General features: G+C 74.4%; 6 protein-coding genes. All 6 read left to right on the plus strand.

What is annotated here, in order from left to right; translation table 11 throughout:
- Positions 1-117 precede the first annotated feature (117 nt).
- The 6 genes from QCD66_RS35000 to QCD66_RS35025 all read left to right on the plus strand — a co-directional run bounded on the left by QCD66_RS35000 (position 118) and on the right by QCD66_RS35025 (position 12,632).
- Positions 118-654: an RNA polymerase sigma factor gene (locus QCD66_RS35000; RefSeq protein WP_375733188.1), complete on the plus strand. Its 537-nt coding sequence runs from the start codon at positions 118-120 to the stop codon at positions 652-654.
- A 3-nt stretch (positions 655-657) separates the two neighbouring features.
- Positions 658-1,779 carry a hypothetical protein gene (locus QCD66_RS35005; RefSeq protein WP_375733187.1) on the plus strand — a complete coding sequence of 374 codons (1,122 nt, stop codon included), beginning with the start codon at positions 658-660 and terminating at the stop codon, positions 1,777-1,779.
- Between the two features lie 161 nt (positions 1,780-1,940).
- Positions 1,941-3,173 carry an MFS transporter gene (locus QCD66_RS35010; RefSeq protein WP_375733186.1) on the plus strand — a complete coding sequence of 411 codons (1,233 nt, stop codon included), beginning with the start codon at positions 1,941-1,943 and terminating at the stop codon, positions 3,171-3,173.
- Positions 3,174-3,263: 90 nt separating this feature from the next.
- Positions 3,264-8,729 carry an amino acid adenylation domain-containing protein gene (locus tag QCD66_RS35015; RefSeq protein ID WP_375733185.1) on the plus strand — a complete coding sequence of 1,822 codons (5,466 nt, stop codon included), beginning with the start codon at positions 3,264-3,266 and terminating at the stop codon, positions 8,727-8,729.
- Position 8,730: 1 nt separating this feature from the next.
- Complete coding sequence (locus tag QCD66_RS35020; protein ID WP_375733184.1) at positions 8,731-11,970, plus strand: amino acid adenylation domain-containing protein; 3,240 nt, start codon at positions 8,731-8,733, stop codon at positions 11,968-11,970.
- The gene (locus tag QCD66_RS35025; protein ID WP_375733183.1) at positions 11,967-12,632 is read left to right on the plus strand and encodes a hypothetical protein; all 666 of its coding nucleotides are present in this window, start codon (positions 11,967-11,969) and stop codon (positions 12,630-12,632) included. The genes QCD66_RS35020 and QCD66_RS35025 overlap by 4 nt, the downstream gene beginning before the upstream one ends.
- Positions 12,633-12,876 lie beyond the last annotated feature (244 nt).

A 12,876-nucleotide genomic window follows, 5' to 3' on the forward strand; every position in this document is an offset into this window, starting at 1 on the left:
CGACGGCGCCGTCGATCCGCTCGCGGGTGACGTCCGCGTGTCCGGCGTGCCGCGCCGTCGCACCGCCGAGAACCGGTTCGATCGGAACCGACTCCCGGCCCCCGACGTGTACCGGGTGTGGAAGCCCTTGCCGCGGACCCGGCCGCGGACCAAACCGACCCGGTGCCGGAGGTGGTCGAACGGCCCGGCAGGACCGGGGAGTTCGCCGACTTCTACCGCAGCCACCTCGGCAAGGTCTACCGGGCGCTCGCGCTGACCCTCGGCAACGACGATCTCGCGCGGGAAGCCGCCGACGAGGCGATGACCCGGGCGTACGCGCACTGGGGCAGGGTCAGTGGCCTGGACAATCCGGGTGGCTGGGTGTTCCGGGTGGGGCTCAACTGGGCGACGTCGTGGTGGCGGAAGGCCCGGCGGGAGCAGGTCCGGCTCGACGATTGGCTGCACCCACGGACGGCTGGCCCCGACCCGGTCGCCCTGGCCGCCCGGGCCGCGGTCGAGCGGTTGCCGCTGAAACAGCGCGGTGTCGTGGTCTGCCGGGTGCTGCTGGAGCTTTCCACCGCGGAGACCGCGGCCACCCTCGGGATCTCGGAGGGGACCGTCAAGAGCCGGCTCTCCCGCGCCCTGACCACGCTGCGGCAAGCCTTGGAGGAGTGACCGATGAGCCAGATTCCGGACGACCTCGCCGAAGTGGTACGGCGGGCCGCGACCGTCGCCGCGATGCATGCGGGTGATCCGGCGGAGATTCGACACCGGTGGCGCCGGCGCCGCCGACGGCGGATGACGTCGGCCGCGGCGGCGGTCGGGACCCTGGTCGTGGTGGGTGTCGCGATCGTGCCGACGGCGGTCCGCGGCAGTGACGACGGGCCGCTGCCGACGGCGGCGGGCCCGACGACGACCGCCGGGGCGTACGCCGCTCCGGCCCAGCGGCTCCTGATCGGCGGAGCCGGCGTCGCGATCTCCGTGGTGTCCGCGGCCGGCCCGGCGACCGGCATCGCCGAACTGCTGCCGGGATCGTCGATCACCCACCATCGGCTTCCGGAGTTCGCCGGCTGGCACCGGATCGTCGCCCTGGCCGACGGCCGGCTCGTCGGGCTCGGCTCCGCGAGCGTGGGCACCGGTCCGGACGGGGGCTCCGCCCCGGCCCGGCTCGTCGTCGTGTCCGGAAGTGGCGTGGTCGAGTCGAGCAGGGCGGTCGGCACCTCAGACGAGCAGGTACGTCTCATCGCGGCGACCGCGCGGGTGGCGTACCTGTGGCGGGCCGCCGGCCTCGTCGAGCACGACCTCGACAGCGGTGGGGAGCGCCGACTGCTGGCGGCGGCCGTCCTGGGCGACCTCCCCGACCGTTTGCCGATCGGCCGCCTCGACGTACTCGGCGGGAGGCTGGTGCTCGCCGGAACCCGGGCGGATCCGTGCCGGCTGCGGGTCGTCGACCTGGGCACCGCCGACCCGGTCGAGTTCGGTCTGTCCGGGCTGCGTTGCACCGGGCTCGGGCAGGTGCGGATCTCACCCGACGGTGCCCGGGCGGCGGTCAGCTACCAACAGGCGACCGGGGAGGTACGGATCGCGCTCGTCGACCTCGCCGACGGCGGGATCGGTGCCGACGCGGTGATCGCCGGGCCGTCGGCACCGCAGGCCGACTCCGTACCGAAACAGCCGGTGGGGATGGCGTGGTACGACGACACGACCGTACGGGTCGCGGTGGTCGATCCGGCTGCCGACGCCGACGGCGTGTACCGGCCGGACGAGATCCGGCAGGAGACGGTCCGGGCCGGCCGATGACGGTGGACCGTCCACGCTGGTGAGGCATGGGGTCGTCGGCCCGTCGATGACAACGGGGGCGGGCCGACGACACCTATTGGCGGGGCGCTTCGCCGGGTAGTCTGACCGGCACCATGGGTGGGAACCGGTTCAGCGTAGCCAGACTCCTGCCACCGTCGGGGTTGCCACGGGTCATCGCGTTCCAGTCGGGCATGCTCGCCGTCGGCAGCGGTTCGTTCCTCACCGGCAGCCTCGTGTTCTTCACCCATGTCCTCGGGCTCACCCCGCTGCAGATCGGGGCCGGCTTCTCGATCGCGGGGCTGACCGGCGTGGCCACCTCGCTGCCGCTCGGAGCGCTCGCCGACCGGATCGGCGGGCAGCGGGCCTGGGTCATCGGGGCGATCGGCTCGGCCCTGACCTTTGCGGTCTATCCCCTGGTTTCGTCGTTCGCGGGCTTCGTCGTGCTGATGGTCGCGGCCGCCGCCACCGACTCGTTCACCACGGCCGGTCGCACCATCTACACCGCCGACGCGCTGCCGGCCAAGGACCGGGTGCGGACCATGGCCTTCGCGCGGACGTACCTCAACGCCGGGTTCACCGTCGGCACCGGGCTCGGCGCCCTGGTGCTGGCCTTCGACTCCACGGCCGCACTCGTCGCCATGGTGCTGCTCAACTCGGCGATGGCACTGCTGAACGCCTTCATCGTGGCCCGGCTGCCGGCGGCGCCGGTGGTCCACCACGACAAGGAGGTCAGCCGCTCGCGGCTGGCGGTGTTCAAGGACGTCCCGTATGTCTCGATCGCCGCCCTGCTCGCGATCATGATGTTCCACTCGGTGATCCTCATCGAGATCCTGCCGCTCTGGGCGATCACGCACACCGATGCCCCGAAGCCCATCCTCGGCGCGATGCTGGCCCTCAACACGGTGTTGGCGATCACGCTCCAGGTGCCGGCGTCGCGTGGCGCGGACTCGCTGCCGGGCACCGCCCGGCTGCTCCGTCGGGCCGCCCTGGTCACCGCGATCGCCTGCCCGGTGGCGGCGTTGTCCGGCATCACCGGCGGCGTCTGGACGATCGCCGTACTCATCCTCGCCGTGGTGCTGATCACCGCCACCGAGCTGTGGTTCTCGGCGGCGCTGTGGTTCTTCCAGACCGACATTCCACCGGAGGCGTCGCGCGGGGTCTACATCGGCACGGCCCAGACGATCAGTTCGGTGGCCGACATCTTCGCGCCGATCGGCCTGACCCTGCTCGCGATCCAGACCGGCGGCTGGGGCTGGTGGGTGATCGCGGGGATCTTCCTGCTCTGTGCGGTCTTCGCCCGGCCGGCGGTCGGCTGGGTCGCCCGTACGCCCAGGATCGACGGGCTCACGGCCGAGCAGCGGGCGGCGGCACCGGTTCCCGAGACTGCCGGGTAGCCGTCCGTCCACGGGACATCGACGACCCTTGACCGAACGTTAAGGCACGTGCCAAGCTGCCCGGACCCGAAAGCCCCCGAACAGGCGCGCATGGACGACAGCTTCCCGCACCAGCGGTACCCCGCCCTCGCGGTCCAACGCGGGATGATCCTGCAGACCCTCCGGCAGCCGGCCGGCGGAGTCGACGTCCAGCAGGTCACGATCAGGTGGGACGGCCCACCGGACCGCGACACGTTCACCCGGACCTGGCAGGACGCCGTACGGCGACACGCGGTGCTGCGTACGGCGTTCGAGGTCGACGGCGACCACGGCGTGGTGCAGGTCGTCGCGCCCACGGCCGGGATCGACCCGCGCTGGCGGGACAGCACGCTCGCCGCGTTCCTGCCCGCCGACCGTCGCGAGCCCTTCGACGTCGGCCGGGCACCCCTGCTGCGGGTCACCGTCCTGAGTGACCACCACGTCGTACTCACCTTCCACCACGCGATCCTCGACGGCCGGTCCACCCGGCTGCTGCTCGACGAGGTGTTCGCCGACTACGCCGCGCGCCGGGCCGGGCGGCCGCCGGACCACCCGCACCGGCCGCCGTTCGCGGACTTCGTGCGCTGGTGGGGTGCTGTCGACCCGGCGGCCGGCGCGGCGTTCTGGAAGAACTACCTGGCCGGGGCGCCACCGCCCCGGGCGCTGCCCGGTCACCTCGGCGCGGCACCCGGCGTCGACGCCGAACCGGCAGCGCACGAGATGGTGCTGCCCCGGGCGGAGTCCGACCGGCTGCGGGCCGGTGCGGCCGCCACCGGGGTCGGGGTCAGCGCGCTGGTCAACGCGGCCTGGGCGCTGCTGCGCGGCGGCTACGGCGGGGTCGACGACGTGACGTTCGCGGTAACCAGGTCCTGCCGGTACGGCAGCGTGCCGGACGCCGACCGGATCGTCGGCTCGCTGATCAACACGGTGCCGTTCCGGCTGCGTACAGCTCCGGACACGACGGTCCGGCGGCTGCTCGCCGACGCGGCCGGCGCCATGCGGCAGCTCCGCATGCACCAGCTCACCCCGCTGGCCGCCATCCTGGAGGGAGCCGGTCTCACCGCCGACACTCCGCTGCTGGACAGCCTGGTGGTGTTCGAGCGGCAGCGGCTGTCCACCGCACTGGCGAAGGACGGTCCGGAGCCGGAACGGGGCTCGGTACGCGTACACCGGATGCCCGGCTATCCGCTGACGGTGCACGTGTTCGACGAGCCGGAGCTGCGGCTGGGCGCGGTCTGGGACAGCACCCGGCTGCTGGACGCGTCGGCGCGGCAGATGGTCGCGCAGTTGCGGCACACGGTGCTGGAGCTGGCGGACCGGCCCGCCGCCCGGCTGTCCGACCTGGACCTCGGCGCCGGCGCGGAGGCCGGTCTGCGGGCCGGCTGGAACGCGACGAGGCGGCCCTATCCGCGTGACTCGTCCGTACCGGAGGTGTTCGCGGCCCGGGTCGCCGAGAATCCGGGCGCCGCCGCGCTGGTCATCGGTGACCGCCGGGTCAGCTACGCGGAGCTGGACCGCGACAGCGACCGGCTGGCCTGGACGCTGCACCGGCACGGGGTCGGCCCGGAGGAGCCCGTCGCCGTGCTGATGCCCCGGGGCGAGCCGTTGATCCGAGCCCTGCTGGCCGTGCTCAAGGCCGGTGGCGCGTACCTGCCGGTCGACCCGACCGGTCCGCCGGCCCGGATCGCGGCCACCCTGGCCGGCGTACGCCTGGTCCTGGTCACGGCCGGCAGCACCGCCGGCCTGCCGCCCGACCTCGGTGCCGTACGGGTGCTCGACGTCGGCGCGGAGTCAGGGGAACCGGTGCCGGCCGGTCCGCCGCCGGTACGGACCCATCCGCTGCAACTGGCGTACGTGCTGCACACGTCGGGTTCGACCGGCGTACCCAAGGCGGTCGGCATCCCCCACCGTGGGGTGGTCCGGCTCGTTTCAGGCCCCGACTTCGCCACCCTCGGCCCCGGCGAACGGCTGCTCCAGTTCGCCCCGATCGCGTTCGACGCGTCGACCTGGGAGATCTGGGGTGCGCTCCTGACCGGTGCGACGGCGGTGGTGGCACCGCCGGATCCGGTCGACCTTCCCGCGCTGGCCGGGCTGATCCGTACCGGCGGGGTCACGGTCGCGTTCCTCACCGCCGGGCTGTTCCAGCGACTGGTCGAGGAGGACGTGGCGGCGCTTGCGGGCGTGCGGCAACTGCTGACCGGCGGCGACGTGGCCGACCCGGGCGCGGTCCGGGCCGTACTGGCCGCCCGCGACGGGCTTCCGCTGGTCAACGCGTACGGGCCGACCGAGAACACGACGATGACGAGCTGTCACGTGATGCGTGGCCCGGAGCCGGTCGGTGACCGGGTGCCGATCGGCCGCCCGGTGCCACAGACGACCGCGTACGTGCTCGACCCGGCCGGCCGGGTGGTTCCGGTCGGCTTCGCCGGCGAGTTGCACACCGGCGGTGACGGGCTGGCCCGGGGCTATCTCGGTGCCGCCGCGGCGACCGCGCGGTCGTTCGTGCCCGATCCATGGGTCCCGGGCGGGCGGCTCTACCGGACCGGCGATCTCGTCCGGTGGCGGGCGGACGGCGTGCTGGAGTTCCTCGGCCGGCTCGACGACCAGGTGAAGATACGTGGCTTCCGGGTCGAGCCGGGCGAGGTCGAGGCGGTACTGAAGGCGCATCCGGGGGTGGCCGCCGCGGTGGTCCGGGTCCAGGGCGACGGTGTCGACCGGCACCTGGTGGCGTACGTCGTGCCGGTCGAGGGCGCGGCCCTGGCCGACGGCCCGCTGCGCGACTTCGTGTCGGGCCGGCTGCCGGGACATCTGGTGCCGGTGTCCTTCACCGTCCTCGCCCGCCTGCCGCTGACCGCGAACGGGAAGGTCGACCGGGCCGCGCTGCCCGCGCCGGAGGTGCCCGACCTGGCGCCGGAGGTGGCCGGCCCGGCCTCGCCGACCGAACACCGGCTGGCCGAGTTGTGGTCACGGCTGCTGCCCGGCGACCGCCGCCCGGCGGGCATCGGGCGGGAGAGCAGCTTCTTCACCCTCGGCGGCAACTCGCTGACGGTGACCCGGCTGATGTTCCGGGTGCGCGAGGCGTTCGGCGTCGAGCTGCGGCTGGGTGACTTCCACCGGGCGCCGACGCTGGCCGCGACGGCGGCGGCGATCACGGCGGCCGGCAGCGGGAGCGGCCGGCCGGTGATGCGCCGCCGGGAGCGGGTCCCGCGCCGGGCCGGGCGCGAACTGCCGGCAGACCTGGTCGCGCTGGGTGGCGGCTGGGCGCTGTGGCGGACGGTGTGCCTGCGGGGCGCCGGATTCCCGATCGACCTGCTCGCCCCGCTCGGCGACGCGGAGATCGCCGCCGCCGCGGACCGGGTGGTCGCGGCCCGCGCCACCGGCGACCCGGCCGCTCTCGCGGCGGCGGAGGCGGCGTACGTGGACGGGTTCCCGCGCGCGGTCGGGCGGCTCGCGGCGGCGTTGCACGCGGTCGCGGGCGACCCCGGGTTCCGGGAGGCGGTCGCGTGGCAGAACCCGCACGCGCTGACCACCGGGATCGACGCGCTGCTGCGCCGGGGGCCGAGCCCCGCCGGCCGCAACACCAAGCACCGCCAGCACGAGGCGCTGGTCACCAGCTACCTGCAGCGGTACTGCGCGAAGAACGACACGATCGGGTTCTTCGGGCCGGTCGGCTGGGCGCGGATCGAGCCCGGTGCCGGCATCCGGATCGACGGGGCGGATCCGCCGGCGCTGGTGGCCGACCGGACCGTCTACCTCGAGGGCTGGGCGGTCGCGGCGGTGCTGGCGCCGTACGCGGCCGGGTTGCGGCCGTGGCTCGTACCCCGGCTGATGCCCTTCCTGGAGCTGGCCGGGTCGGCGTTGCGGGTGCCGCTCGCCCCGCCGGTGCCCCTGAACGGCGCCGAGGTGGCGGTGCTGCGGGCCTGCGACGGGGTCCGGGACGCGGCCGGGGTCGCCGCCGCGGTGCTGGCCGACCCGGGTTCGGGGCTGCGGTCCGCGCCGGAGGTGTACGCGGTGCTGGACGCGCTGGCGGCGGCGCACCGGATCGCCTGGCAGCCGGAGGTGGCGCCGCACGACACCAGGCCGGAGCGGACGATGCGGGACCGGCTGGCCCGGGTCACCGACGAGGCCGTACGCGGGCCGGCGCTCGCCGCCCTGGACGAGCTGTGCGCCGCCCGGGACGCACTGGCGGCGGCTGCCGGTGACCCGCACCGGCTGACCGGCGCGATGTCCGATCTGGCGGCGACGTTCACCCGGCTGGCCGGCGTTCCGGCCACCCGCCGGGCCGGGACGATGTACGCCGGACGTACCCCGGTCTACGAGGAGTGCCTGCGGGCCGGCACGGTCCGGATCGGGGAGGCGGAGCTTTCCGGAGTCGGCGCCGCGCTCGGCCTGGTGCTGGAGAGTGCCCGCTGGTTCACGGCCGCCGGCGCCACGCTCTACCAGCGCCTTTTCACCGACATCTACCGGCGCCGGGCAGCGGAGCTTCGCACCGGCGTGGTTCCGCTCGTCGACTTCTGGCTGCTGGCCGGCGAGGCGCTCTTCCATCCGCCGGCCCGGATGACCGCGCTGCTGACCTCGGCGCTGCACCGGCGCTGGGCCGACGTGCTGGCGTTGCCGCCCGGCGACCGGCGCCGGGTCCGGCTCGCCGCAGCGGACCTGGCCCCGGCGGTGGCCGCCGCGTTTCCGCCGGGTCGGCCCGGCTGGCCGACCGCGGTGCAGCACAGCCCGGACCTGATGCTGGCCGGCGACGAGTGGGTGCTCGGCGAACTGCACCCGGGGGTCAACACCCTGCGGTACGCCACCTGGGTCGCCTACCACCCGCGGGTGGACGCGTTGCGGGCGGCGATGGCGCGGGACGTCGGGGCCGGCGCCGTCTATCCGGCCGAGACCGGCCAGGAGGGCGGTGTCCCGACCCGGCAGAGCAACGGGTTGGCCGGGCCGGACGACATCCGGTTGGTGTTCGCGCACGACTCGTTCGGGCACGACCGGCGGCAGAGCCTGCGGGTCGGTGAGTGCGACCTCGTCGAGTCGTCCACCGGCCTACGGGTACGGTCGCGCGACGGCCGGCTCGACGTCGACCTGATGCACGTGCTCGGCGACGTCGTCGGCGCCGGACTGTCCCAGCTCTTCCGCGTCCTGCCGCCGGCGGCGCACACCCCCCGGATCACCGTCGACTCGCTGGTGGTCAGCCGGGAGGCGTGGACGTTCGCGGCGGCCGACATCGACTTCGCCGGTACGGCGGACGAGGCGCGCCGGTTCGAGCGGGCGCGGGCCTGGGCGGCGGCGCACGGCCTGCCCCGCCACGTGTTCCTGCGCTGCGCGGGTGAACGCAAGCCGGTCTACGCCGACCTGACCAGTCTCGCCTCGGTCGACCTGGTGTCCCGGTCGGTGCGCCGGGCCCGCCGGCACGACGGTGACGGCGCGGTGGTCGGTGTGGTGGAGATGCTTCCGGCGCCGGACCAGTTGTGGCTGACCGGCGCCGGCGGCCGGTACACGGCGGAACTGCGGGTCGTCGCGGTGGACGGGCGGGTGGGCTGAGATGGCGTTCTTCGAGTTTCCGGCGTCGGCGGCGCAGCGGCGGATGTGGCTGCTCGACCGGCTGGATCCGGGCCGGGCGACGTACAACATCGGATGGGCGGTGTGGCTGTCCGGGCCACTGGACGTGGCGGCGCTCGGTGCTGCCTGGGCGGCGGCGGTCGGGCGGCACGAGGTCCTGCGGACCACGTTCCGGGCCAACGGCGGCCTGCCGATCCAGGTGATCGACGACGCCCCGCCGGCCGCCCTCGGGGTCGAGCCGCTGGCCGGGACGGACCCGCGGGCGGCGATCGAGGAGCTTGTCCGTACGCCGTTCGACCTCGAACGCGGCCCGCTGGTGCGTACCCGGCTGCTGCGGCTGGCGCCCGACCGGCACGTGTTGTGCCTGGTGGCGCACCACGCGATCGCGGACGGCTGGTCGTTCCGGCTGCTCTTCGACGAGATCGCGGGCGACTACGAGGCGCTGTCCGCCGGCCGGCCGGCGGTGTCGGTGGAGCCCGAGTTGCAGTACGCGGACTTCGCGCTGTGGGAGCGGGAGCACGTCGAGGCGGGTGGTCACGCCGACGCGGAGCGGTTCTGGTCGGCCGAGCTGGCCGGTGCCCCGCCCGAGGTGCCGCTGCCGGTCGACCACCCGTACCCGGCCCGGCCGACGCCGGCCGCCGCCGAGGTGGACGTGCCCGTGGACGCCGGGTTGGCGGCGGGGCTGCGGCGGCTGGCCGGTGACCGGGGCAGCACGATCTTCGCCGTGCTGCTGACCGGGTACGCGGCGCTGCTGTCCCGGCTGGGCGGTGTGGACGAGTTGCTGATCGGGGTACCGGTGGCGGGCCGGACCCGGATCGAGACCGAGCGGATGCTCGGCCTCTTCGCGAACACGGTCGCGATCCGGGCGACGTTGGACGGGGATCCGACGCTCGGGCGGCTTCTCGACCGGCTGCACACCGCGTCGGCGCGGGCCCAGGCCCACCAGGATCTGCCGTTCGCGCGGGTGGTCGAGCTGTGCCGGCCGCGACGGCACCCGGCCCGGGCGCCGTTGCTCCAGGTGATGTGTACGGTCGAGGACGCGTCGCCGCCGCTGGCCCGGGGCGGCCTGCGCTGGCGCCCGGAGCTGGTGCACAACGGCGCCGGCAAGTTCGAGCTGGAACTGGCGGCGGTCGCCGGCCCGGACGAGTTGACCGTACGGCTGCGCTACCTCACCGACCTGTTCACCGCTCAGAGCGCGGACCGGTTCGCCGACGCCCTGCGCGCGGTCCTGGCCGCGCTGGCGACGAACCCGGAGATGCGGGTGTCCGAGGTGGACATCCTGGCACCGGCGACGCGGGATCTGGTGACCCGGGTGTGGTCGGCGCCGGAGTCGGCGTCGGTGCCGGCGCCGGGCGCGACCGCGGCGGCACTGGTGGCCGCGGTCGACACCGGCGACCGGGTCGTGATCCGGGGCGACGACGTGCCCCTCACCGGCACGCGGCTGCGGGAGCTGACCGGCCGGATCGCGGCCGGACTGGTCGGGCACGGCGTACGGGCCCAGGACACCGTCGGGATCGTGCTGCCCCGGGGGGCGCGGCCGCTGCCGGCGCTGCTCGGTGTGTGGCGGATCGGGGCGGCGTACCTGCCGCTCGACCCGACCCATCCGCCGGGGCGGCTGCGCGGGATGCTCGCCGATGCCGGGGTGCGGGTCGTCGTCACCGACCGTACGGCGATTCCCGGGCCGCTGCTGGCCGAGTTGGAGGCGGCGGTGACGCTGCTCGACCTGGCCGGGCCGGCGCAGACCGGGCCGGAGCCGGTGGTGCCGCCGCCGTTCGGGCTGCCGCCGGAGGCGGCGGCGTACGTGCTGTTCACGTCGGGCTCCACCGGCCGGCCGAAGGCGGTCACGGTCACCCAGGGCGCGGTCGCGCACCTGTTGCACGCGTTCCGGGAGATGGTGCCGCTCGGGCCGGCCGACCGGGTCGTCTCGGTGAGCACGTTCGCGTTCGACATCGCCCTGCTCGACCTGCTCCTGCCGCTGTTGTGCGGGGCGCCGGTCGTGGTCGCCGGTGCCGACGACGTGATCGACGGCAACCGGCTGCGGCGGCTGCTGACCTCGGTGGACGCCACGATGCTCCAGGCGACGCCGACGACCTGGCGGATGCTGGTGGCGGCCGGTGGGGTGCCGGCCGGGGTCCGGCTGCGGCTCAGCGGCGGGGAGGCGTTGCCGAAGTCGCTCGCCGACGCCCTGATCGGCCCGGACGTGCGGCTGTGGAACTGCTACGGCCCGACCGAGACGACGGTGTATTCGACCGGCGCCGAGGTCGTCGCCGGTCCGGACCCGCTGGACATCGGCCCGGCCATCGCCGGCAGCCGGGTCTTCCTGCTGGACCGGTGGATGCGGCCGGTGCCGCCGGGGGTGGTCGGCGAGATCTACATCGGGGGTGCCGGGCTCGGCCAGGGCTACGCCGGCGCGCCCGGGCTGACCGCCGACCGGTTCGTGCCCGATCCGTTCACCGCCGGTGGCCGGCTCTACCGCAGCGGCGACCTGGGCCGCTGGCTGCCCAACGGCCGGATCGAACCGCTCGGCCGGGTCGACCGGCAGGTGAAGGTACGCGGGTTCCGGGTCGAGACGGCGGAGGTGGAGGCGGTGCTGCGCGGCCATCCGGAGGTGGTCGACGCGGTCGTGACGACGTCGACCGGCCCGGACGGGGCACGGCTGGTCGGGTACGTGGTCACCGGGGCGACCGAGCCGCCGGCCGGGCTGTGTGAGTACGTCCGCCGCCTCCTACCCGAGTACATGGTGCCGGCGGCGTTCGTGGCGCTGCCCGAGGTGCCGCGTACGTCCCGGGGCAAGCTTGACCCGCGTGCGCTGCCGGAGCCGGACTGGGGTTCCGGGGCGGGTGGGCCGGCGGTCGCGCCGCGGACTCCGCTGGAGCGGGAGCTGGCGGCGCTTGTCGCCGACCTGCTGGGCCTGCCCGAGCCACCCGGTGTGCTGGACAACTTTTTCGTCCTCGGTGGACATTCGGTCAGGGCCACCCAGTTGATGGCGCGGATCTGGACGGCGCACGGGGTCGACCTGCCGGTGCGTACGCTTTTCGACGACCCGACCGTGGCCGGGCTGGCCACGGCGGTCGCGGCGGCCGGGGCGCCGCCCGGGTCGGGGCCGGCGGGCGGCGGCGTCGCGACGGGTGGTGCGGACTACCTCGACACGTTGACCGACGCGGATGTCGACGACCTGCTGGCCACGATGGACCGGCCGCGGCCGGCGGGGTGGGAGGGGTGAGCCGGGTGGATGGTCCGCAGCGTTGGCTGGCCGCGCTGGTCGCGGCGTTGGAGGCCGGTCAGGATTCCGCCGGTGCGGCGGACCGGGGGCGGCGGGTGCGTGGCGAGCTCGACCGGCTCGGCGACCGGGTGCCGTTCCGGGTGGTGTACGAGTGGCACGCGCTCCTGCTCGCACCGGGACCGGACGATGTCGACGGTCCACAACAGATTGTCGCCGGGCTGTGCCGGCGGGCGGCGGCCGGGGAGCGGGTCGGGGCGGCGGAGTGGAGCGAGGCGCTGCGGCCGGTCCTGGGCGAGTTGTACCGGGCCGCTTATCCGTACGCCGACGCGCACGCGGTGGCCTACGCCAACGCGCACGCGTACGCCACCGCGAACGGCTACAGCGCCGACGAGACGGTTGAGTACGCCCAGTTCTACGCAGATCTGAGTACCGGCGCCAACGCCGAGGCGTGCGCCAATGCCAATGCCATCGCAAACGCGAATGCCATTGGGGCGGCGCTCGCATTGGCTGACGAGCGGGCATACCTGGAGACGTATCCGGATGCCCTGGTGCGGGCCCGCGTCCTGGCGGCGGCGAACCGGGCCGATCTCGCCGCGGGCCGGGCGGAGCAGGGGCGGCTGGTGGATGGGCTGGCCGAGATCCTGGGACGGGTCACGGTTTGACCCCATGGCAACTTCAGAGCGTATCTGTGCCATTTCAGTGGGATTTTCTGACTAATCTCGCTATTCGTAGATGGAGAAATTAGTCGCCCAGGAATACGGGCCCGGCAAGGTTTTGGCAAGAACCCGACCGACGAGGTGAATCAGAGCATTCACCCTGGCCTTAGCCTGACCGTTGAACTAATGTTAATTCACCTTTACGAACGTCATGATGTAGTGGCATGCCAGCAAGAACTCGAGGGGGCAC

The sequence above is a fragment of the Polymorphospora sp. A560 genome, assembly GCF_045781765.1.
Lineage (GTDB): Bacteria > Actinomycetota > Actinomycetes > Mycobacteriales > Micromonosporaceae > Polymorphospora > Polymorphospora lycopeni.

Bases quoted from the DNA above. Each gene is read 5' to 3' on its own strand.
- QCD66_RS35005 (WP_375733187.1), top strand. From the start codon at position 658: ATGAGCCAGATTCCGGACGACCTCGCCGAAGTGGTACGGCGGGCCGCG.
- QCD66_RS35015 (WP_375733185.1), top strand. From the start codon at position 3,264: ATGGACGACAGCTTCCCGCACCAGCGGTACCCCGCCCTCGCGGTCCAA.
- QCD66_RS35020 (WP_375733184.1), top strand. From the start codon at position 8,731: ATGGCGTTCTTCGAGTTTCCGGCGTCGGCGGCGCAGCGGCGGATGTGG.